The organism is Ochrobactrum chromiisoli (assembly GCF_026241335.1).
GTDB classification, from domain to species: Bacteria; Pseudomonadota; Alphaproteobacteria; order Rhizobiales; family Rhizobiaceae; genus Brucella; species Brucella chromiisoli.
In genome coordinates, this window is sequence record NZ_JAPHAV010000007.1 from 119,383 (window position 1) to 141,343 (window position 21,961).

Below are 21,961 nucleotides of genomic sequence, written 5' to 3' on the forward strand. Positions count from 1 at the left end.
GCCCGCCTCCACGGAAATATTATTGCGCGCACCCTAAGCACGCAACCTGCTCTTATCGAAACGCTTGCCATGTCACAATGCAAGCGGAATTTTTAAAATAATGTCGCATTCTCAACTGTTTTTGGCCGATCGAATTAGATTTTCATTTCTCAATCTTATTATTTTATAGAAAATTGCGCTAAGCACGGATTATTTATAATATTATTTGCTTTGTTACGATGCCTGTCCCCAGGGGCGAAACACATCTCCAGCATTGCCTTCTAACGAATATGAAAGAGGTACGGTTTTCTCATTTTTGACATGCAGTCTCGGTGCAGCAGCCGTGAGACTGTTTTCATTTCGATGCAATCACGCAAATTAAGCATAATCTTATCAATCCTCGTTTCGCTCCGGCAGGACTTATGCTGTAATCAAAACATATTCGAACGAGGACCCGTTGCAATGCCAGAGATCAATCCCATTCGCCCCACGACGCCCGAAGCAATTCAGCTTGCGCAGACTATGTTACGGGTATCACGCTATGGCGCACTGGCCGTTCTCGACGCAAAAACCGGCAAGCCAATCGCAACGCGTGTTGCTGTTGCAACGGATACGGATGGAACGCCGATCATTCTTGTCTCAGGCCTTGCGGCACACACGCCCAGCCTCATTGCGCATCCTTCCTGTTCGTTGCTTTTAGGCGAAGTGGGCAAAGGTGATCCGCTGGCGCACGCGCGCGTAACACTTCACTGCGAAGCTGAAAAAGTGGACCGCAATTCGCCGGAATATCCCCAAATTCGGCGGCGCTATCTCAATCACAATCCAAAGGGCAAGCTTTACGTCGATTTAGGCGACTTCATTTTCTTCCGGCTAAACGTGGAAACCGCTAGTTTGAACGGGGGTTTTGGCAGAGCTTTTGATCTAACGCATGACGATTTAATCAGCGACCAGTCCGCCTCTAAAGCGATAGCATCAGGCGAGCAACAAGCGCTCGAGATACTCAACCAGCAGTACGCTCCAGCGATTAAAGCCTATATAGCTGGTATTAAAGACAGCTTGGCAAATTGGAAAATAACAGGCTTAGATCCTGATGGCTTTAATCTCGCCAATGGTGATCAAATTGTCCGCGAGCATTTTTCATCCCCCTGCGATTCCATCGAAAAGTGCAGCGACGCGCTTGCCAAGCGGCTGAAAGATTGCGCCTGAAACAAAAAGCCAAAAGTTTTGGGACATATATACAAACCTTTTATGTCTACGAATATAAGCAAGGGCTTTTCAATTTATCAATATAGTATTAGTTTTGAATTGTCGGCCACACTAAAAAGTGGCGGGCATTTTTTTAACCGATGCAGTCTTACGGGGGTATGACCGCGAATGACTACAGATAATAATTTTATTGATTTAATAGATAATGCAGATCAAGTTGCCGATTTCTTATCAGCAATTGCAAACAACAAGCGACTGCTCATTTTATGCAAGCTTTTGCACAATGAAATGTCAGTCGGCGCCTTGGCCAAGGCTATTGATCTTAGCCAATCCGCACTTTCGCAACACCTTGCCAAGCTACGAGCCCTTAATCTCGTATCGACGCGACGCGATGCTCAAACGATCTATTACATCGTTTCATCGCCGCAGATCGAACTGATGTTGTCTACGCTTTCAAGTCTGTATATGAGTCCAACACCGCGTCGACGTGAAATGGCGGCGGTCGTTCACCAGTAGCACATCCTATGAGGCATAAGTCGTGCGATGAAGGAACCCCAAACCGGATCGCACGACTTTGTCGTAGAAATTTCTGATCCCGGCGATCAGCGCCTGTCTCCCTACAAAAACATACGTGAAAAAGATCTGATCGGTCGCCATCAGCGTTTTATTGCTGAGGGCAAAGTCGTCCTGAATGTTCTCTTTTCAGAATCGGCCCGTTTTGAAACGGAATCGCTGCTTGTTCTGGAAAATCGTCTGAACGGCCTTCGCGAACAGCTTGATCATCTGCCAGCCGGTGTCGACGTCTATTCTGTTCCGCAGTCAGTCATGGACGAAGTGGCCGGCTTTCACGTCCATCGCGGAATTTTGGGCGTCGGACGCCGCAAACCGCAATCAGAACTTGGCGAAATAATCAGCCAGTTGCCAGAAACATCGCTGGTCGTTGTCTTATGCGGCATATCCAATCACGACAATCTCGGCTCGATCTTTCGCAATGCCGCAGCTTTCGAAGCTGACAGTGTTCTGATGGATGAAACCTGTTGCGATCCGCTTTACCGAAAAGCGATCCGTGTTTCTGTCGGAGCGACGCTGAAAGTCCCCTATTTTCACGGCGCATCCATTGAAACGATTGTCGCAGCGTTGCAAGCAGCGCAATTCGATATCCTGGCGCTCAGTCCATCCGCTGAAATGAATATCTATCAGGCACCGCAGCATAAACGTCAGGCGCTGCTGCTTGGCACGGAAGGTGACGGACTTCCAGCGCATCTACTCGAACGACTGACCGGTGCGCGCATTCCTATGTCCAAAAGCTTTGACAGCCTTAACGTCGCCACGGCCTCCGGGATTGCCCTCTCCCGCTTCAGTAAGTTTACCTGACCGCAAAAAAGCCTCCGGCAAATGCCGGAGGCTTTCATATTCAATCAAGAACAACAGCACTCAGGCCGCTGAAACATTGCCGGCATTGGCAGCCAGACGGCGCAGCATTTCTTCCGCCCGTGGTTCACGTTCGGAGCGACCAATAAAGCCACCGCCAAATACCCGCGCCGTATTGCTGTCGTCCGAATAAAGGACACAGGCCTGACCGGGTGCGATACCGCTTTCGCCATCCACCAGCTCGACCCAGGTCTTGCCATCTCTATGATGCAGCACAGCAGGACGCGGTGGACGCGTTGAACGAACCTTGGCAAACACTTCGACGCCGCCTTCGGGGAGTGCGTCAAGCGCATCATCGCCAAGCCAGTTCACATCGCGCAAAAACACCTTGTGCGTTTCAAGTGCCTCGCGCGGGCCAACAATCACCCGCGTATTGGCAGCATCAAGATGCACGACATAAAGCGGCTCACCTGTTGCAACGCCGATTCCACGACGCTGACCAACGGTATAATGCACAATCCCTTCATGGCGACCCAGCACACGCCCATCAATATGAACAATATCGCCCGGCGTCGCAGCTTCCGGCTTCAGCTTGGAAATAATGTCGGAATATTTGCCCTGTGGAACAAAGCAAATGTCCTGACTGTCCTGCTTTTTGGCAACCGTCAGGCCCATTTCTTCAGCAATTTCGCGGACCTGCGCCTTCGGCAAATGCCCAAGTGGGAAGCGCAGATAATCAATCTGCTCCTGCGTGGTCGCAAACAGGAAATAGCTCTGATCGCGGTCCGTATCGACCGGGCGGAACATCGCACGGTGATCGCCATTGATACGGCTACGGATATAATGCCCGGTCGCCAGTGCATCTGCCCCCAGTTCGCGTGCCGTCTGCAACAGATCGGCGAATTTGACAGTCTGATTGCAGGAAACGCAAGGAATCGGTGTCTCACCGCTCACATAGGAATTCGCAAATGGATCGATCACGGCTTCACGGAAACGCGCTTCATAATCCAGCACATAATGTGGAATGCCGAGGCTTTCTGAAACGCGACGGGCATCTTCGATATCCTGCCCCGCACAGCACGAACCAGCGCGATGCACAGCCGCGCCATGATCGTAAAGCTGCAGCGTTACACCAACAACATCATAGCCTTCACGTTTGAGGATACCGGCCACAACAGAGGAATCGACGCCACCCGACATGGCAACGACAACGCGCGTGTCTTCCGGCTTTCCCGGCAGATCGAGGCTGTTCAGGCTCATGATTAAATCCAGCTTCCGGGCAAAGGCCCTGCTTCTCACAGTTCAGATTTGCGCCTTATATAGGTCACATAGGGGGTACTTGCCAAGATGTCGCAGTAAAAACAAGGCGCATTTTGCAGCCATGCGGTCACAATTTCGCGTGAATCCTTCAGGCAAAGGGCGGGAAAAGGCGCCTTTTTAAAACTTTCTCTCTAAATAAGGCTTTTTTTTGCAAGTGTTACCAGAGAGTTACCAGCAGTTTAGGTAATTCTTAAAGCTGTGCGGTTAGTCTCAATCTCGATTAGGTCCTTGAGTGTTGTGTAGAGAGTACAATGACCGATCTGGCAAGACCGCGTATAAAATATGTTATTGGTCCCGATGGCAGCCCGCTGACCATCGCTGACCTCCCCCCCGCCAATACAAGGCGCTGGGTCATTCGCCGAAAGGCTGAAGTTGTCGCCGCTGTTCGCGGTGGGCTTCTCAGTCTTGAGGAAGCATGCCAGCGTTATACATTGACGGTGGAGGAATTTCTGGGTTGGCAATCCTCGATCGATGAGCATGGTCTCGCCGGTCTCAGGACGACACGAATCCAGCAATACAGACACTAAGAGTCTGCCCGATTCTTCGGAAAAGGCAGAAACGCAAATTAAGCCCCGGCTGGGTCAACTGGCCGGGGTTTTTCGTTGGTCAATTCTGATTATAGGAATAGGAATGACAGCGCTTAAGGCATTTCCAGCAAAAGTGCGAAGCCGTTTTGCGTGGGATCATGCTTAAAACAAGAAGATAGAGCGAGCATATTGGGGGCGACTAAGCGCGATAGGCTCTAGCGTAACTCGCGAATCCGCGATGCAAGGCTCTTGGGTCGTGCTTTATCACTCTTTTCAGAGCTGTCTTCTTTGATAAGCGCAGGGATAGGTGAGTCCTCACCTTCCTTTTCGGCAGTTGCCGCAACCATCCGTGCGGCCAAAGCCGCCATTTCTTCCCGAAGAATCGCGTTTTCTTTGACCATGTCTACCGACATAACAGGCTGTGCGCCGGGTGTGGGACCACTGCGCATATGGCGTTCAAGCCGCTCCTGCGCATCCGAAAACTCTGAAATCAGCTTGTCCAGCTTCTGTTGCAACTCCGCATTACGGCGCTTTTCAGTTTTCAGTTCTGTTTGTGCTGCGGTCAATTGCGTCGAAACCTCATTATAGCGCGCAGATGCATCTTTCCGTTCCCGACGCATTTCGCTCATTTCATTCATCAGACGACTTTGATCAGCCTCTTTGGCTCCCAGTTCGATGCGAAGCGTATCGGACAGATTTTCGAGAGACGAAAGATGATTTTGCAGACGTTGAACTTCAGCCTCAATAATTTCTGACTTTTCCGCAGAATTATCGCGTTCTACGATCATGTCCTGTATGTTCTTATCCCGCTCAGCCAGCGTTTCTCTCAGCTTGGCGAGATCCTCTTCGAGCGCGGCATACCGTTTAAGTTCGTCATATTGCCTGCCAATCGTCATGCGCTGTTCGGATGACTTTTCCCGCTCAAGACGCAACTTCTGCTCAAGCTTGCTGTAGGCAACCGCATGCTCCGCGCGCAATCCGTCACGCTCGGCTCTGATTTCTGCAAGCGTCATCGGAAGCTCAGCATGGATTTGGCGCCGTGCAAGAAAAAATGCACGACGCCAGACCGACGGACCAAGCAGAACCACGACGAAAACCGCCACAAGAACGCCAAGAATGAAAATGAGCGCAGATTGGATCACGGCTTTTTCACATTTAAGCGCATCCCGAAAAGATGGAAACGGTTTTCGGACAAGATGCGCGTTTAAACAGGAGTTGAAAGGCGCCGATCTCATTTTTCAGATCGGCGCCTCTTAGAAAATCAGAACGGATTCCAGGTCGGCGCGGATGTGAGTTTAAGATAACCGATATTCACACCAAGCCTTGCGCCAACGCCCGTGCGGATCGGAACCAGCATGATATTCTCACGCTTGAGCACGTTAAAGCCCACACCGGCAATAATATAGGCAGAACCGGCAACACCAGCATAGCGACCATAGAGACTCTGGATGTCGTCAAGATTATAAACGAGCATCATGACGCGCGATCCCTGTCCGCCAAAATCCCAGCCGAGCGATGGCCCCTGCCAGAACGTGCGGTGATCACCGGCATTCTTTGTATAGAGCGTACCCTCACCATAGGTAAGGCCGCCAATGAAAGCACCTGACCCCTCTTCGCCCAGAATATAACCGTTGGGCAAGCCAAAGCTTTGAAATGCCTTTTCGACAGCACTGGCGATTCCGCCGGATGTGGACCCAAAAAAGCGGTGCCCGGATTGTACAATTTCCTCGGCCGTATATGAATTACTGCTCTGTGCCTGCGCATTGTGCGGCACGGCGATGATGGAGATCAGAAAAGCCGCAATAAACGCTAAACTATACGCCGCGTTGCGGAGCCTGATCTGCGACAGGGACGGTATGGCCATTTATCATTCCTTTTGCCTACCAGCTTCTCTGTCTGACGCCCTGTTAAAAGCATGGCTACGCTTCTTACGAGCGCTTTGCCGAATCGTGCGTATTCTAACCGCGAATTTATTGTCTAAATCTTTATGCCCTGAAATAGACTTTAGAATGGCAGCAAATAACAGCTTTCTTGCGGCAATCGGGTGTCACGTGTATCCAGATTCCAAGGTTTCCGACGTTGATTCGTCGGGATTTATGCTCATCAACTGATTGCCGCCTGACATTCGACCAAAGGTCGATCAGCAGAGACGGTTCGCGCCTGGAGAAAAAACCATGCCATTGCCTGTTACCCTGTCCGCACTCGATCTTGGTGCGCTTCTGTGCAGCCGTATCTGTCATGACATCATCTCGCCGGTTGGCGCCATCAACAATGGCCTTGAACTGCTCGAAGAAGGCGGTGCTGATGAAGATGCGATGGCGCTCATCAAATCAAGCGCCCGCAATGCTTCAGCCCGCCTCCAGTTTGCCCGCATCGCCTTTGGCGCTGCCGGTTCCGCAGGCGTACAAATCGATACGGGCGATGCACAGCACGTTGCCATGCAATATTTTGCAAATGAAAAGCCAGAACTGACCTGGGAAGGCGCACGCGTTTTGCTGCCGAAAAACAAGGTCAAGCTTCTGCTCAATCTGCTTTTGATCGGCAATGCGGCTATTCCGCGTGGCGGCTCGCTGGCCGTTCGACTTGAGAATGGCGACACCAATCCCCGTTTTGTCATCACAGCCAAAGGCCGGATGCTGCGTGTGCCGCCAAAATTCCTCGAACTGCATTCGGGTGCAGAACCGGAAGAGCCAATCGATGCGCATTCGGTGCAGCCATATTACACGCTTCTGCTCGCGGAAGATGCCGGCATGACAATCTCCATCCATGCAACGGCCGAAGACATCGTCTTCGTCGCAGAATAAGCGGCTTTGATGACGCAAAAAGCGCAGGGTAAAACCTGCGCTTTTTTGTACCGGATGAAAGAAAAGGCTCCACTTTCGCGGAGCCTTTTTCATTTCAAGCATATGTTGAATGCTTATGCGCTTTCACGCAACTCGCTGCCATCCGGCTCGCGCAGCACATAGCCACGGCCCCAAACGGTTTCAATGTAGCTCTGGCTGCCAGAAACAGCATCAAGCTTTTTGCGCAGCTTGCAGATAAAGACGTCGATGATCTTCAGCTCAGGCTCGTCCATACCGCCATAAAGGTGGTTAAGGAACATTTCCTTGGTGAGCGTGGTGCCCTTGCGCAAGGAGAGAAGCTCAAGCATCTGATATTCTTTGCCGGTCAGGTGAACGCGCTGACCACCAACTTCGACGGTCTTTGCGTCGAGGTTAACAATCAGGTCGCCCGTGGTGATGACCGACTGGGCATGGCCCTTGGAACGACGAACAATCGCGTGAATACGGGCGATCAGCTCGTCCTTGTGGAACGGCTTCGTCATATAGTCGTCTGCGCCGAAGCCCAGACCACGAACCTTGTCCTCAATACCGGCCATGCCGGAAAGGATAAGGATTGGCGTCTTGACCTTTGAAAGGCGCAAGGTACGCAGAACTTCATAACCGGACATATCCGGCAAGTTCAGGTCCAGCAAGATGATGTCATAATCATAAAGCTTGCCGAGATCGATGCCTTCTTCACCCAGATCGGTGGTGTAAACATTGAAGCTCTCGGACTTAAGCATCAGTTCAATGCTTTGTGCGATAGCACTGTCGTCTTCAATCAAAAGGACGCGCATATCTTATCCCCTTTCCGCCGCTGACCAGTTTTCCCTCACGGCAGCTGACGGAACTGTCGTTGCCTTAGCATGAAGGTGCCTGCAAATGGTTAACAAAATATGATTCCTGTTGGCAAGCCTAATTCTCATCGTATTAGAAAAAAACCATATCCAACTGAATCATAAGCAATTCTTCTGTTCGTTCGATACTCAAGAATCACATTAAGAAAATCCCTTAAGTGATTCAAATGACTCTCGCTTTCACCTGTTACTCAAAAACCACACCGTATTTACCGAGCCTTAATTCCTAACGCGTATGATTAACGTTGCCGGTAAAGGAATAGTTACCAAAAGGGCGAAATCTTAACTTTTTGTTTCGCTTAAAGAGACTGTTCTTATGATTGGCAGCAGAGCTTACGCCCTGAAAAGCAAGGCTTTGCAATGGTTTAGATGGCATATTACGGGAAAACGGCTCCCTCATATGCCTGTTAATAAAGTCGGGGGGAACGCCCCAACATTAAGAGAGCTGGTTGGTGTTCAAGGAGTATTGCGTATGAAGCCACGTGAAAGCCTCGTCAGGCTGAAATTGTTCCAGGTGAAGGAAAAGCGCCGTCAACTGGGCCAACTTGATCTGATGATGGGTGAGTTCGAGCGGATGGCAGGAGAACTCGATGCCCAGATTCTATCAGAAGAGAAGAAGGCAGGCATCACTGACATCAATCATTTTGCTTATCCGACCTTCGCAAAGGCAGCGCGTCAGCGCCGCGACAACCTGTTTGGTTCTATTCGAGACCTGATGCAGCAGAAAGAAGCTGCGGAAGCTGAACTGGTGGTTGCAGAAGCGGACCTCGCCAAAGCCGAAGCGCTGGAAGAGCGCGATGGCATCAAGGCCCCACGGGACGTTATGGAGCGCCCGATCAACCAGCGTCGCGCGATGATCGGCTAATCCTGAAGAAAATAAATTTAAAAAGGCACGGCTTCTGAGGGGAAGCCGTGCCTTTCGTATTTGCGGCATCACAACATCAGCAGATAATCCTCAAAGCGCTGTCCTTTCTGGTGCCGAAAGACCTGCCCTGTGGTTTCAACACTGATAATCCGGTCGAGACGGAAATTTCGGAAATCATTGCGGCTTTCACACCATGCCGTCAGCAGCCAGACCGCATCAAACATCGTCAAGCCAACCGGCTTGATCGTTCGTTCACTCACCTTTTCGCGCAAGTCCAGGTAATGGAGTGTCACAACCACACGATCACGAACCGCACGCCGCAAAAATGAAAGATGCAGGTTCGCCTTGCTGTTTTCCTCGGTCATTTTCGAAACAGCCCTCAACGGCAGGTTCCTGTAACGATCCCCTGCCCCGGCCTGCATGGTTGAACTTATTTTTCCCGAAACACGCTGCGCTGCAACACCAAGATCGCCATCACCTCTGGCCATAACAAGCCTCACACCGAGCATAATGGCTTCCAGCTCATCTGCATCAAAATGCAGCGGCGGCAGAAAATAGCCTTTCTCCAGCTGATAGCCCAAACCGGACTCACCCCTGACCGGTGCCCCCATGGCCTGCAACGTCGCCATATCGCGATAAATCGTCCGGGGAGAAACCTCCATCATCTGCGCAAGTGCCTCCGCAGAAACGGGGCCAGATGCACAGCGAAGCCGATCAAGCAAAGAAAAAAGCCGCAATGTTTTCATGCGCCAAGCTTATAGCACACCCCTGACAAAAACTGTCAGGGACTCCGTGTATCTGCATCATATCAAACACAGGAGTTTTTCGTGAACACGCCATACTTCGAAATTGTCACATACAAGATCAACGATATAGCCAGCGCCGACAAGGAGCGCGAAAAGGCACGTGAACATATCAGCGCCCTTCCCGGTTTCATCTCTTGGGTGCCATTTAGTGGCGCAACCGATGCGCAGGATCGTGTCGACCTCGTTTCCTGGTCCACGCTGGATAATGCGCTTGCGGCAGCAAAGCGCGTTGGCACAGCCCCCGAATTTGCCGCTTTCAGAGAAACGCTAAAAGAAATGGTATCGATAGGCCATTACGAAGCGCAGACACAGCCTCAGCAGCCGGTAACATCAGGCAACGGCATCGAACTCGGGCGCTTCCGATTGAAAGCTGGCGCGGATGAACAAGCCATGCGCGCTGCCTATACCGCGATGGTGAGCAACCACCTCTCGCAGCAGCCGGGCTGGCTAGCACATCATCTGGTGAAGCTCGCAGATGGCACATTTGCCGATCTGGCCTTCGCCAATAATCAGAACACCGCCACCGAGATTTGCGCAAGCTGGCAAGGCAATGCCGACTGCGATGCATTTCTGTCGCTGATCGAACCTGTCAGCATGGAATTCGGCACCATCCTCTAACAAGACAGGCCGCGAGAATTTATTCTTGCGGCCTGCACCATCTTGGAAAAATCCCGTTTGCATTCGCCCCCGCCCTGGTTGTAGGGAAGAAGCGCCATGCAGAAACCCGTCCCTCCCGGGCAAGAAAAGGCCCGCAATACGTTCACGTTCAGCAATACGCCAAAGCCAGCCCAATGGGGTTTGCTGCTGCTCGCGTCTGCCATTTTCATCTATATCGGTGAACGATTAGGACTACCGGCTGCCTTTCTTCTCGGCGCGATGCTGGGCGCGATTGCACTTGCTTCGCGCGAAAGTGCGATCAAGGTTCACAAGCATTTCTCGCTGCTGTCGCAGGCTATTGTCGGCCTGTTGATCGCGCGTGCCATGACCGCTGAATTCTTCAGCAACATGGGACAACACCTGCCAATCATTCTGTTTTCGACAGGCTTCACACTGCTCGCCAGCACCACAATCGGCTATCTTCTGGCTCGCTTTCGCGTTTTGCCCGGAACAACCGCCGTCTGGGGTGTTTCACCGGGGGCTGCAACTGCAATCGTGCTCATGGCCGAATCCTTCGGATCAGACGCACGGCTCATCGCCTTCATGCAATATTTGCGCGTGGTGCTGGTGGCAACAACCGCTTCGCTTGTGGTGATGTTTACCGCCGATGTCCAAACAGTTGCTCCAGCGGCCGTAGACTGGTTTCCAGCGATCAACTGGCATACGCTCGGCCCAACGCTCGCTTTGATCGTCTGCGGGGCTTATCTCGGCAAAATATCACGCATTCCAACCGGCGCAATGCTCGTACCATTAGCGCTTGGCGCATTGTTACAGGATATTGGCCTGATGACCATCGACCTGCCGCCATGGTTGCTGGCAGGGAGCTATATTTTTATTGGCTGGCGCATAGGCCTTGGCTTTACCCGCCAAATCATCGCACACGCAGCACGCGCTTTTCCGGCAGCCCTCGCCTCAACACTCATTCTGATCGCAGTCTGCGGATTGTTTGGCATGGTCCTCGGCCATGCACTCGGCCTTGATCCCCTCACAGCCTATCTCGCCACCAGCCCCGGCGGGGCCGATACAGTGGCCATTATTGCAGCGTCAAGCCATGTCGATCTGCCTTTCATCATCGCCATGCAAACCAGCCGCTTTTTCATCGTACTGCTTGCGGGCCCGGCAATCGCCCGCTTCGTTGCATCGCGCATTGCTAAACGTCAAAAATAAAAAAACCCGGCTTTCGCCGGGCTTTCTCTGATCACAGATGAAACAGGCTTATTTGCCGTGGAAACCACGGATCGCGCCGATGATCTTGTCCTGATCTTCTTCCGAAAGATAAGGATGCATCGGCAGGCTCAAAATGCGCGTAGGCAGCGCCTCCGAAACCGGTAGACCGCCCGGTGCAACCGGATAATGCTTGTAAGCCGTCTGCAGATGCAGCGGCCTCACATAATAGATGACCGACGGAATGCCCGCTGCCTGAAGATGCGCCTTCAGACCATCGCGGTTTTCACTTTCAATCGAATATTGTGCCCAGGCCGAACGATTGCCGGCAGGCAAAGCCGGAACCTTGACCACATCCTTGAGCCGTTCATTGTAGCGCTTGGCAATGCGATCACGCGCTTCCATTTCATCTTCAAGGATCGTCATCTTTTCCAGAAGAATAGCGGCCTGAATCGTATCGAGACGCGAATTGATGCCAATGCGAACATTGTCATACTGTGTTTCGCCCTTGCCGTGGAACAGCACAGAGCGCAGCGTATCGGCCAGTTCAGCATCATTGGTGAACATTGCACCGCCATCGCCATAGCAGCCAAGCGGCTTGGCAGGATAGAAGCTCGTCGCACCGACATGGCCGAAAGCACCACACATGACATTGTCGCGCTTGCCGCCAATCGACTGCGCCGCATCTTCAATCACGAAGAGGCCTTCGCGCTCAGCAATGACAGTAATGCGGTTGTAATCAGCCGCAAGACCAAACAGATCAACGGGAATGATTGCCTTGGGCTCAAGGCGACCTTCTTTACGAACGGCTTCAATCGCAGCTTCAAGCTGCTCGACATTCATATTGTAGCTGTCGGCATCGACATCAACGAAAACCGGCTCTGCGCCAACAAGGGCGACAACTTCAGCCGTTGCAGCAAACGTGAACGACGGAACAAAAACCGCATGACCCGGACCGATGCCGCGCGCCATCAAAGGCATCTGAAGCGCATCGGTACCATTGGCGCAGGCGATCACATGTTCCACGCCCAAATATTCACCGAGCTTCTTTTCAAACTCCGCCACTTCAGGGCCGAGAATGTAACGGCCTTCTGCAACAACCTTGGAAACGGCGGCATTAAGACGGTCTTCGATACGCGCGCGTTGCGCCCCAAGATCAATGAACTGCATGTTGGCTCCAATTTATCTGGTTTACTGAGAATGCTCAGCGAATCCACGACAATTCTCTTAGTCCTTCACGCCCCGCCCTGCCATGGGTGGAGCGTTCAAAGTTTTGCTACGTCCGTAACACCGCTTGACAGAAATTTTTTGTCAAAAGCGCGTTATCAGGAATGATTGACCGATCCTTCGGTCAGAATACGCAAGACGCTGATTGCTTCCTGCCCATCGGTGCGCGGATTTTCGCGCGTTTCGATGCAATGCAGAAAATGCTGCAATTCGCGTGTCAGCGGCATGCCTTCTTCGACCGGGATATAGACCGGATCGACCGATTTGAAAGTCCACTGATCGTTCTCGCGCCATACTTCATGCTTGTAGAATGCAAGCTTGCGATCCCAGGGTTCGGCATCGTCAAAGACCAGCATACCCTTGGTTCCCGTAACACTCAGGCGACGCTCGCGATAGGCGTTCATTCGGGAAGCGAAAAGATGCCCGCGAATCCCGCTCGGGAATTCGAGATGCACATGCGCAAAATCGCTGATCTTATCGATGATCGCCGTGCCTTCACCGCGAACAGCCGACGGCTCTTCACCGGTGATGGCGAGGATCATCGAAAGGTCGTGCGGCGCGAGATCCCACAGCGCATCGAACTTGTCGTGGAACTTGCCAAAGCCAACGCGGTGCGAATGTACGTAGCGAACATCGCCGATCTCGCCGCTCTTCACCATGTCGAGCAGCTTTTCAAACGCCGGATGGAAGCGCAGAATATGCCCAACCATGAACACGCGACCATTTTCGCGTGCAGCGGCAACTTCGGCTTCCGCATCAGCAACTTCCAGAGCGATCGGCTTTTCAACCAGAACGTCTTTGCCGTTCGTCACTGCTTTAATCGCATACTGCGCATGAAACTGCGCAGGCAGCGCCAAAACGATGCCATCAATATCGGGACGCGTGAAGAGTTCATCGACCGGAATGTTGGGAACACCGAACTCGGAAGCGAATCGTTCCGCATTCTGTGGATTGGCGTCAGAAACACCCTGAAGGACCCCAAGGCTCTTCAAGGTACGAATATGGTTGCCGCCCCAATAGCCACAACCCAAAACCGCAATACGAGGTGCCATAAACTTAAGCCTTTGCTTTCCGGTAGTTACTTATCTACGCAAAACGTGGAAAACAAGACGAAACCTATGCGAAGAATGCTTGACAGGGTTTCATTCCCCACATATACCGCCGCCATTCCTTGCATGAACACAGTTCAGGAAACGCTGGAGACGGCGCAGAAAACTGTTTTACTGCAATGTGTGGCGGAGTAGCTCAGTAGGTTAGAGCAGAGGAATCATAATCCTTGTGTCGGCGGTTCGAATCCGTCCTCCGCTACCAACCATTTTCTGCGGATATTGTCGCCTCGGGCAAACTTTCATCTCAACAAATCAGTCAAACTACGATAACCATCAGCCAAAAGCGTGAGTTGGTGGTATGATTTATCTGAACTTTATTTTCCTCGCTCTTCATTTGATTTCAGTTGTAACTGGCGTGGCCGCTGGCATCCTCTGGATGCGGTCAGCAGGTGTTGACGTTCCCGCTATTAAACCATCGAGAAAGCTGCGAAAGCCCGATGGGACAGTATCTGAAGAATGGGTCAATGAGGTCGCAACGAATCTCGATTCGCATCATAAAGGCTGGGTGAAAGCAACGCAGTATAACAAAGCGGCAGCGACCGCCGCCGCTGTTGCCGCCCTTGCGCAGGCCGCTGTTTATGTTCTCAACATCGTACAGAATCTCATGTCACTATAAATAGCCCCTCGAATCTGCGAAGCTTCAATTCACAGCCAAAGCAACTTAGCGGAGCCGAAATGAAATCACTGATCCTATTCATCACATGGATTTTCGGCCTTGCATGTGGCTTGTCCCTCGCAAGCTGGATGATGGCAAATGAACGCATCGGCGATGCAATCGTGATGCTGTATACATCCAGCATTTTCGCGGTGGTTGCCTTCATCGCCCTCGTCTATCTGGTTCTTCGCCACGAGTGGAAGAATAAGAACCAGCGTTAGGCGCATGACTCAGAATTAGCTTCAGGCAGCCAGCAGCATATGACTTCTCTCATCAATCAGCCTCATCCATCCATCGACAAGGCGTCCATCAAGCAACTGGTGGATACATTTTATGGACGTGCTCGCGAGGACGACGTCATTGGCCCGATCTTCAAGCAAGAAGTCGATGACTGGGACCATCATCTCGAACAAATAGCTGAATTCTGGTCGTCGGTGATTCTAAAAACCGGCAGATACAGCGGACGCCCCATGCCGCCGCATCTGCGGCTTGGCTTGAAAGGCGATCATTTCGACCGCTGGCTGCAACTGTTCGAACAAACGGCGCACGAGATTTTCCCACCCGAAGGCGCCGTGATTTTCATCGATCGCGCACGGCGTATCGCCGATAGTTTCGAAATGGCGATAGCAACCCATAGCGGGAAATTCTCTGCCCCGCGTCACGCGCGTAAACCATTATAAAAACGCCCGCCTCTCATTGAGTGGCAGGCGTTTCATTTTTATGCGGCAGGCTTGGCCTTCTCCACTTGAAGCTGCTGCTTGTGTCGAAGCAACATGCCGTAAAGATCGCGAGGCTCATCAGGATCAGCCAGAAGATCGAGCTGCTCATAGAAACCCGTATCCTTCAGCTTGTCACGAACGTAGCGCAGTGCTGAAAAATCTTCCGTTGCAAAACCGACCGAGTCAAACAACGTGATCTGACGCGCATCCTTGCGGCCTTCGGTCTTGCCGGTGATCACTTCCCACAATTCATTGACGGGGTAATCTTCGGGAAGCTGCTGGATTTCACCTTCGATGCGGGTCTGCGGCGGATATTCGACAAAGATGTCCGAACGGCGCAGAATATCGCCATGCAGTTCAGTCTTGCCGGGGCAGTCGCCACCAACTGCGTTGATGTGCACACCCGCGCCAACCATGTTGTCGGTCAGGATCGTGGCATTAAGCTTATCGGCAGTGACCGTCGTGATGATATCCGCACCCTCGACCACTTCTTCAACATCTTTGCAGATCACAATCTCAAAGCCTGCGCCTTCGAGATTGCGTGCGCATTTCTCCGAAGCCGTGCGATCAATATCGTAAAGACGCAGCTTGTCGATGCCGAGAATTGCCTTGAACGCCAGCGCCTGAAATTCGCTCTGCGCGCCATTGCCGATGATTGCCATCGTGCGTGCATTCTTTGGCGCAAGATGTTTGGCCGCAACGGCCGAGGTTGCAGCCGTGCGCAGTGCTGTGAGAATGGTCATTTCGGTCAGAAGCATCGGATAACCGCTGCCAACATCTGAGAGAACGCCGAAGGCCGTGACCGTCTGCAAACCATCACGCGTATTCTTCGGATGACCGTTCACATATTTAAAGCCGTAAAGCGTTCCATCGCTTGTTGGCATCAGTTCGATCACGCCTTCATCGGAATGCGAAGCCACGCGTGGCGTCTTGTCAAAACTTTCCCAGCGGCGGAAATCTTCTTCCACATAATCGGCGAGTTCCTTGAGGAAGGTTTCAACACCGACGGAAAGCACCAGCTTCATCATGTGATCAACACTGACAAAAGGCACGATATTGAGGTTCGATTGGGTCATTCTTACTCCTTAACATTCAGCGGCGAACCGTTTGATCTCGCCAGCAAGGAATGCGTTTTCTGAAATCAGTAATTGATGGTTGGGCGATCCATGACGCTGCGGCCCAACAGGCTCGCCATCAGATCAACCATCACGGTTGCGGTGCGCCCGCGTTCATCGAGAAACGGGTTCAGCTCCACGAGATCGAGACTTGTCACCAACGCGCTGTCATGCAGCATTTCCATGATGAGATGCGCTTCACGGAAGGTCGCACCGCCCGGAACCGTGGTGCCGACGGCTGGCGCAATCGATGGCTCAAGGAAATCGACATCAAGGCTCACATGCAGAAGGCCATTTTCGTCTTTCACGCGTTCAAGGAAACGGCGCAGCAGCGCTGCCACACCATGCTCATCGATAAGGCGCATGTCATAAACGGCAACTTCGGTCTGTCTGATCGCAGCGCGCTCTGCCGGATCGACGCTGCGAATACCCATCATGCAGACATTGGCCGGATCAATCGGGGCCGCCAATGCCGGGAAGTAGCCTTCAAAACCCTTCTGCCCCGTGTAATAGGCGACCGGCGTGCCATGCAGATTGCCGCTGTCCGTTGTTTCCAGCGTGTGGAAATCCGTATGGGCATCAAGCCACAGCACAAATTGCTTGCGCCCCTTTTCTGCTGCGCGGCGCGCGATGCCGGGAACAGTGCCTGCTGCAAGCAGATGATCGCCGCCGAGAAAAATCGGGAAACCTTCTTCGCTCTCGCGGTAGGCTGCTTCGCTGATGGCTTCAATCCAGGCAACAGCCTGCGGCAAGGCCTTGATCGCAGGATTGGGGTGCGTCAGCGGGCGCAGCGCTGCCGGGGCCAGATTGCCGAGATCGGTAAACGCGTGGCCCAACTCGCGAATTGCATCGGCAATGCCAGCGGCGCGATAACCGTCCGGGCCCATATTGCAGCCCAAACGACCTGTGCCTTCCTGAACCGGCAATCCCAAAATCTTGCAATGCATAAAGTGCTACTCCTGAAAAAAATATCGTCTTAGATTGAGCATTTACGCTTGGCGAAGTGAAGCAACCGGATTGGCAATTTTAATGGTTTGGTTTATCAGAATGTCGGATTGGCTTTTCAAAATGGAGAAAACATGGACGATCTGGATGAAAAGCTCATCACGCTTTTACGTCACAATGGCCGACGCAGCATTTCGGATGTAGCAATTGATCTTGGCGTTTCGCGTGCGACAGTTCGCTCGCGCATGGAACGTCTGGAACAGTCTGGCGACATCATCGGCTATACGGTGATCCTGCGCTCTGATGCGGTTGATCTGCCGGTGCGCGGTATCATGATGATCGAAATTGAAGGCCATGTGGCCGACCGCGTTGTCAAGGCGCTTGGCGGCTTCTCGGAAATTTCAGCCATCCACACCACCAATGGCCGTTTCGATCTGGTGGTGGAATTGGGTGCCGCAACACTGACGGACTTCGATGCCGTGCTGCGCCGCATCCGGCTAGTGCCTGGGATCAAGGCCAGCGAAACAAATCTGCTGCTTGCCACCCCACGCTCGACGCGCGCACGTCTTTAATAAAAAAGCCGGAGGATACTCCGGCTTTTTTCACTTCTATCAGGCGAGGACCGGATAATCCGTGTAACCCTTGGCACCGCCGCCATACATATGCTGCTGATCCAGCTCATTGAGCGGGGCATTTTCCTTAAAACGGCGAACCAGATCAGGGTTGGAGATGAACGGCTTACCAAAAGCAACCACATCGGCACGGCCGCTTTCGATCTCCTGTTCCGCCAGCGCGCGATCATAGCCATTATTGACCATCCAGGCAGCCTTACCACCCGCATCGCGATACACCTGCTTGAGACGCGCATAATCGAATGGCTGCGGACCCTGCTGAAAATCGCGTGGACCGCCGGTCGCACCTTCGATGATGTGAATATAGGCAAGACCATAAGCGGCAAGCTTTTCGAGCACATAATCAAACAGCGGCTGCGGATCGGGATCCGATGCGTCATTGGCAGGCGTGACCGGCGACAGACGAATACCCACCTTGCCCGGCGCAACCGACTTGGTAATTGCATCCACCACTTCAAACAGGAAGCGCGCGCGGTTTTCGATGGAGCCGCCATATTCATCGGTGCGGTGATTGCTGCCTGAACGCAGGAACTGATCAATCAGATAGCCGTTTGCCGCGTGAATTTCGACACCGTCAAAACCAGCCACTTCGACAGCATCCTTTGCAGCCTTGGCATAGGTGGCAACGATTTCTGGAAGCTCGCTCTTTTCAAGCGCACGCGGCTCAGACGTTGGCGCAAATTCGCCGGTGCCGTCTGGATGCACGAGATAGGTCTTAGACTTCGCGGTAATGGCTGAAGGCGCCACCGGCTTGCCGCCATTTGGCTGCAGGCTGTTGTGCGAAATACGCCCCACATGCCACATCTGCACAACAATCTTACCGCCTGCACTGTGAACCGCATCGGTCACGCGCTTCCAGCCTGCAAGCTGCTCGTCTGAGTAAAGGCCCGGCACATCGGCATAGCCCTGCCCCTGATGGCTGATCGGCGTCGCCTCGGTGATGATGAGACCGGCACTTGCGCGCTGTTCATAATAGGTGACGTTGAGGTCGTTTGGCACAGCACGCGGCGAGCGATTGCGCGTCAGCGGTGCCATAACGATACGATTGGCAAGCTTGAGATCGCCGATTGTGACTGGATCGAACAATGTGGCCATAGATGCATTCCTTCAAATGGGAAAGATTGGGCAAATGGGAAAGATTGGGCTAAAGATCGGATAGCGATTTGAGCAAGGCGGCAATCGCCTCCTCATCGCGCTTATAGAAGGTCCATTGGCCAACGCGGTGGGGCGTAATCAGCCCCGCTTTCGTCAGCACGGACAAATGCGCAGAAACGGTGGACTGGGAAAGGCCACACCGCTCGAACTGACCGGCGCACACACCCATCTCCAGGGGCATGTGCTGTGCGGAGAAATGCTTCTCCGGTTGCTTGAGCCAGCTCAAAATGTCGAGACGAACGGGATGGCCAAGTGCCTTGAGTATCTCGTCCAACGGCATAGCCAGTGAATGAGACTGTGCTACAGATTGAATGTCCGACATCATGGTCACCTCGCTGATCTTCGTTCATATCGCCATTTAACGATATATGTATCGCGTAAATCCGATTTAAAAAGGGGTGAGATCTTCACATACGCGTGAATGGCAATAATCGCAGCTTTCCTGTGGACCACCGTCACGGCCTTGATTGCGTCAAACGCGCATACGACTATGTTCGCTGTAAATTTTGAGATTGGAATGAATATGGCCAACGATATTAAGCGCATTGCCGGGATTATAGCGCTCGAGATCAATGCAAAGCCCGAACAGGCAATCGCCGCCATTGGTCTTCTTGACGAAGGCTCGACCGTGCCATTCGTCGCCCGTTATCGCAAGGAAGTCACCGGGGGGCTTGATGACACGCAGCTGCGCCAGCTTTCGGAGCGCCTCGCCTACTTGCGCGAACTCGAAGCACGCCGCAACTCCATTCTCGAATCAATCCGTGGCCAGAACAAGCTCACACCAGAGCTTGAACTGAAAATCGCAGGCGTTCAGACCAAGGCCGAGCTTGAAGACCTTTATCTTCCCTATAAGCCCAAGCGCCGCACCAAAGCAGAAATTGCCCGCGAACGCGGTCTTGGACCGCTTGCTGAAGCAATCCTCACCGACCGCAGGCTAGTTCCCATAGAAATTGCTGCGCAATATGTCACCGGAGACGTTGCCGACGTGAAGGCCGCTCTTGATGGCGCACGCGACATCATCGCCGAAGGCTTTGCTGAAAATGCCGAACTGATCGGCAATCTGCGCAACTATCTTAAAGAGCGCGCTGTGCTGCGCTCCCGCGTTGTCGATGGCAAACAGGAAGCTGGCGCAAAATTCTCGGATTATTTCGATCATTCCGAACGCTGGGCCAATGTTGCAGGCCATCGCGCTCTGGCCATGTTGCGCGGACGCAACGAGGATTTTCTGTCACTCGACATTGAAATCGACGCCGACGACACTTCGCCTGTCAAACCGGTCGAACGCAAAATTGCCGCCGCCTATAATATCGGTGCAACGCTCCCCGGTGATCGCTGGCTGATGGAAGTCGCCGGCTGGGCATGGCGCGTCAAACTCTCACTCTCCCTTTCACTCGACCTCATGCGCGACCTGCGTGAACGCGCCGAGGAAGAAGCCATCAACGTCTTCGCCCGCAACCTCAAAGACCTGTTGCTCGCAGCGCCTGCCGGTTCTCGCGCCACCATGGGGCTTGATCCGGGCATCCGCACGGGCGTCAAAGTCGCAATCGTTGACGGCACTGGCAAACTGCTCGACACAACAACGGTCTATCCGTTTCCGCCAAAGAACGATGTGCGTGGCACCCAGGCCGAACTTGCAAGCCTGATCCGCAAACACAAGATCGAGCTGATTGCGATTGGCAACGGCACAGGCAGCCGTGAAACCGAACGTCTTGTCGTGGATATGCTCAACGACCTGCCAGCGCCAAAGCCGCTTAAAGTCATCGTGTCAGAAGCAGGCGCATCGGTCTATTCGGCATCAGAAGCCGCAGCGAACGAGTTCCCGCAGCTTGATGTGTCGCTGCGCGGTGCCGTCTCCATCGCCCGCCGCTTGCAGGATCCGCTGGCGGAGCTCGTCAAGATCGAGCCTAAATCCATCGGCGTTGGCCAGTATCAGCATGATGTGGACCAATCCCGTCTGGCGCGTTCGCTTGATGCCGTGGTCGAAGATGCGGTGAATGCGGTTGGTGTTGATCTCAACACAGCTTCTGCCTCGCTGCTGGCACGCGTATCGGGCTTGGGAAAATCTCTCGCCGAGGCAATTGTTGCGCATCGCGATGCAACGGGCGCCTTTAAGAACCGCAAGGAACTTCTGAAAGTCGCCCGCCTCGGCAATCGCGCTTTTGAACAATGCGCAGGCTTCCTGCGTATCGCCAACGGCACCGAGCCGCTTGACGCCTCCTCCGTTCACCCGGAAGCCTATGGCGTTGCCAAGAAAATCGTTGCCTCCTGCGGTCGCGATGTGCGCAGCCTCATGGGCGACAGTGCGGCGCTCAAAGCGCTCGACCCGCGTGTCTTTGTCGATGAGCGTTTTGGTCTGCCAACTGTGCGCGACATCATTGCCGAGCTTGACAAGCCGGGCCGCGATCCGCGGCCTGAGTTCAAGACCGCGACCTTCGCCGACGGCATTGATGATATCAAGGACCTGAAACCCGGCATGATGCTCGAAGGCACCGTCACAAACGTTGCGGCCTTTGGTGCCTTCGTCGATATCGGTGTGCATCAGGACGGACTTGTCCATGTTTCACAACTCGCCGACCGCTTCGTCAAAGACCCGCATGAAGTGGTCAAGGCTGGCGATGTGGTGAAGGTGCGCGTGACGGAAGTGGATGTGCCACGCAAACGCATCGGCCTCACGATGCGCAAGGACGGTGGCGAAGCTCCCGCCCCGCGCAACAATGCACAGCGCGACACAAAACCTGCACCCAAGCAAAACTTCACCCCGCGCAAACAGGAACAGCCATCAACCGGCGGTTTCGGTGCAGCCCTTCTGGAAGCGATGAAGAAGAAATAA

General features: G+C 53.2%; 24 protein-coding genes and 1 tRNA gene. 14 read left to right on the plus strand and 11 right to left on the minus strand.

What is annotated here, in order from left to right; translation table 11 throughout:
* Positions 1 to 441 precede the first annotated feature (441 nt).
* The 3 genes from OPR82_RS14575 to OPR82_RS14585 all read left to right on the plus strand — a co-directional run bounded on the left by OPR82_RS14575 (position 442) and on the right by OPR82_RS14585 (position 2,559).
* Positions 442 to 1,185 (plus strand): HugZ family pyridoxamine 5'-phosphate oxidase, encoded by a 744-nt coding sequence (locus OPR82_RS14575; protein WP_265985621.1) that lies wholly within the window; start codon positions 442 to 444, stop codon positions 1,183 to 1,185.
* Between the two features lie 168 nt (positions 1,186 to 1,353).
* Positions 1,354 to 1,701, plus strand: coding sequence for an ArsR/SmtB family transcription factor (locus tag OPR82_RS14580; RefSeq protein WP_265985622.1), 348 nt, complete (start codon positions 1,354 to 1,356; stop codon positions 1,699 to 1,701).
* A 27-nt stretch (positions 1,702 to 1,728) separates the two neighbouring features.
* Positions 1,729 to 2,559 (plus strand): TrmH family RNA methyltransferase, encoded by an 831-nt coding sequence (locus OPR82_RS14585; protein WP_265985623.1) that lies wholly within the window; start codon positions 1,729 to 1,731, stop codon positions 2,557 to 2,559.
* A gap of 60 nt (positions 2,560 to 2,619) precedes the next feature.
* On the opposite strand, the gene mnmA is transcribed toward OPR82_RS14585, so the two are convergent.
* Positions 2,620 to 3,816 carry a tRNA 2-thiouridine(34) synthase MnmA gene (gene mnmA, locus OPR82_RS14590; RefSeq protein ID WP_265985624.1) on the minus strand — a complete coding sequence of 399 codons (1,197 nt, stop codon included), beginning with the start codon at positions 3,814 to 3,816 and terminating at the stop codon, positions 2,620 to 2,622.
* A 311-nt stretch (positions 3,817 to 4,127) separates the two neighbouring features.
* Here mnmA and sciP point away from each other — a divergent pair, with 311 nt between their 5' ends.
* The gene (gene sciP / locus OPR82_RS14595) at positions 4,128 to 4,403 is read left to right on the plus strand and encodes a CtrA inhibitor SciP (RefSeq protein WP_109707414.1); all 276 of its coding nucleotides are present in this window, start codon (positions 4,128 to 4,130) and stop codon (positions 4,401 to 4,403) included.
* 215 nt (positions 4,404 to 4,618) lie between these two features.
* On the opposite strand, the gene OPR82_RS14600 is transcribed toward sciP, so the two are convergent.
* Together OPR82_RS14600 and OPR82_RS14605 are read right to left on the minus strand one after the other, a co-directional pair.
* Entirely contained in the window at positions 4,619 to 5,521 is a 903-nt protein-coding gene (locus OPR82_RS14600) for a hypothetical protein (RefSeq protein WP_265985706.1), read from the minus strand.
* 143 nt (positions 5,522 to 5,664) lie between these two features.
* Positions 5,665 to 6,267 carry a DUF1134 domain-containing protein gene (locus OPR82_RS14605; protein WP_265985625.1) on the minus strand — a complete coding sequence of 201 codons (603 nt, stop codon included), beginning with the start codon at positions 6,265 to 6,267 and terminating at the stop codon, positions 5,665 to 5,667.
* A 310-nt stretch (positions 6,268 to 6,577) separates the two neighbouring features.
* Between OPR82_RS14605 and chpT the strand changes: the two genes are divergently transcribed.
* Positions 6,578 to 7,207: a histidine phosphotransferase ChpT gene (gene chpT / locus OPR82_RS14610; RefSeq protein ID WP_265985626.1), complete on the plus strand. Its 630-nt coding sequence runs from the start codon at positions 6,578 to 6,580 to the stop codon at positions 7,205 to 7,207.
* 113 nt (positions 7,208 to 7,320) lie between these two features.
* Here the strand turns inward: chpT and ctrA are convergent, their stop codons facing one another.
* Entirely contained in the window at positions 7,321 to 8,022 is a 702-nt protein-coding gene (ctrA, locus tag OPR82_RS14615; RefSeq protein WP_024899367.1) for a response regulator transcription factor CtrA, read from the minus strand.
* Between the two features lie 532 nt (positions 8,023 to 8,554).
* Between ctrA and OPR82_RS14620 the strand changes: the two genes are divergently transcribed.
* Positions 8,555 to 8,947 carry a flagellar export protein FliJ gene (locus OPR82_RS14620; protein WP_265985627.1) on the plus strand — a complete coding sequence of 131 codons (393 nt, stop codon included), beginning with the start codon at positions 8,555 to 8,557 and terminating at the stop codon, positions 8,945 to 8,947.
* Between the two features lie 68 nt (positions 8,948 to 9,015).
* Here OPR82_RS14620 and OPR82_RS14625 read toward each other — a convergent pair whose 3' ends face one another.
* Entirely contained in the window at positions 9,016 to 9,693 is a 678-nt protein-coding gene (locus OPR82_RS14625; RefSeq protein WP_265985628.1) for a helix-turn-helix transcriptional regulator, read from the minus strand.
* Between the two features lie 81 nt (positions 9,694 to 9,774).
* Between OPR82_RS14625 and OPR82_RS14630 the strand changes: the two genes are divergently transcribed.
* Both OPR82_RS14630 and OPR82_RS14635 read left to right on the plus strand, forming a co-directional pair.
* Entirely contained in the window at positions 9,775 to 10,371 is a 597-nt protein-coding gene (locus tag OPR82_RS14630) for a hypothetical protein (RefSeq protein ID WP_265985629.1), read from the plus strand.
* Between the two features lie 96 nt (positions 10,372 to 10,467).
* Complete coding sequence (locus tag OPR82_RS14635) at positions 10,468 to 11,577, plus strand: AbrB family transcriptional regulator (protein ID WP_265985630.1); 1,110 nt, start codon at positions 10,468 to 10,470, stop codon at positions 11,575 to 11,577.
* A gap of 48 nt (positions 11,578 to 11,625) precedes the next feature.
* On the opposite strand, the gene OPR82_RS14640 is transcribed toward OPR82_RS14635, so the two are convergent.
* Both OPR82_RS14640 and OPR82_RS14645 read right to left on the minus strand, forming a co-directional pair.
* Positions 11,626 to 12,744, minus strand: a complete 1,119-nt coding sequence (locus OPR82_RS14640; RefSeq protein WP_265985631.1) for a DegT/DnrJ/EryC1/StrS family aminotransferase — start codon at positions 12,742 to 12,744, stop codon at positions 11,626 to 11,628.
* 155 nt (positions 12,745 to 12,899) lie between these two features.
* Positions 12,900 to 13,853 carry a Gfo/Idh/MocA family protein gene (locus OPR82_RS14645; RefSeq protein WP_265985632.1) on the minus strand — a complete coding sequence of 318 codons (954 nt, stop codon included), beginning with the start codon at positions 13,851 to 13,853 and terminating at the stop codon, positions 12,900 to 12,902.
* Between the two features lie 182 nt (positions 13,854 to 14,035).
* On the opposite strand from OPR82_RS14645, the gene OPR82_RS14650 reads away from it, so the two are divergent.
* The 4 genes from OPR82_RS14650 (at position 14,036) to OPR82_RS14665 (ending at position 15,245) form a co-directional block, all read left to right on the plus strand.
* Positions 14,036 to 14,112: transfer RNA gene (locus OPR82_RS14650), tRNA-Met, on the plus strand.
* A gap of 96 nt (positions 14,113 to 14,208) precedes the next feature.
* Positions 14,209 to 14,526, plus strand: a complete 318-nt coding sequence (locus OPR82_RS14655; protein ID WP_265985633.1) for a hypothetical protein — start codon at positions 14,209 to 14,211, stop codon at positions 14,524 to 14,526.
* 59 nt (positions 14,527 to 14,585) lie between these two features.
* A complete protein-coding gene (locus OPR82_RS14660) occupies positions 14,586 to 14,786 on the plus strand; it encodes a hypothetical protein (RefSeq protein ID WP_265985634.1) in 201 nt (66 codons plus the stop codon).
* Positions 14,787 to 14,825: 39 nt separating this feature from the next.
* Positions 14,826 to 15,245: a group III truncated hemoglobin gene (locus OPR82_RS14665; protein WP_265985635.1), complete on the plus strand. Its 420-nt coding sequence runs from the start codon at positions 14,826 to 14,828 to the stop codon at positions 15,243 to 15,245.
* Between the two features lie 38 nt (positions 15,246 to 15,283).
* Here OPR82_RS14665 and OPR82_RS14670 read toward each other — a convergent pair whose 3' ends face one another.
* Both OPR82_RS14670 and rocF read right to left on the minus strand, forming a co-directional pair.
* On the minus strand, positions 15,284 to 16,360 hold the full coding sequence (locus tag OPR82_RS14670; protein ID WP_265985636.1) for an ornithine cyclodeaminase: 1,077 nt from the start codon (positions 16,358 to 16,360) through the stop codon (positions 15,284 to 15,286).
* Between the two features lie 65 nt (positions 16,361 to 16,425).
* The gene (gene rocF, locus OPR82_RS14675) at positions 16,426 to 17,346 is read right to left on the minus strand and encodes an arginase (RefSeq protein ID WP_265985637.1); all 921 of its coding nucleotides are present in this window, start codon (positions 17,344 to 17,346) and stop codon (positions 16,426 to 16,428) included.
* Positions 17,347 to 17,478: 132 nt separating this feature from the next.
* On the opposite strand from rocF, the gene OPR82_RS14680 reads away from it, so the two are divergent.
* On the plus strand, positions 17,479 to 17,916 hold the full coding sequence (locus OPR82_RS14680) for an Lrp/AsnC family transcriptional regulator (protein ID WP_007876167.1): 438 nt from the start codon (positions 17,479 to 17,481) through the stop codon (positions 17,914 to 17,916).
* 39 nt (positions 17,917 to 17,955) lie between these two features.
* On the opposite strand, the gene OPR82_RS14685 is transcribed toward OPR82_RS14680, so the two are convergent.
* Both OPR82_RS14685 and OPR82_RS14690 read right to left on the minus strand, forming a co-directional pair.
* Entirely contained in the window at positions 17,956 to 19,071 is a 1,116-nt protein-coding gene (locus OPR82_RS14685) for an alkene reductase (protein WP_265985638.1), read from the minus strand.
* A gap of 49 nt (positions 19,072 to 19,120) precedes the next feature.
* Positions 19,121 to 19,411, minus strand: a complete 291-nt coding sequence (locus OPR82_RS14690) for an ArsR/SmtB family transcription factor (RefSeq protein ID WP_007876169.1) — start codon at positions 19,409 to 19,411, stop codon at positions 19,121 to 19,123.
* A gap of 243 nt (positions 19,412 to 19,654) precedes the next feature.
* On the opposite strand from OPR82_RS14690, the gene OPR82_RS14695 reads away from it, so the two are divergent.
* Positions 19,655 to 21,961 carry a Tex family protein gene (locus tag OPR82_RS14695; RefSeq protein WP_265985639.1) on the plus strand — a complete coding sequence of 769 codons (2,307 nt, stop codon included), beginning with the start codon at positions 19,655 to 19,657 and terminating at the stop codon, positions 21,959 to 21,961.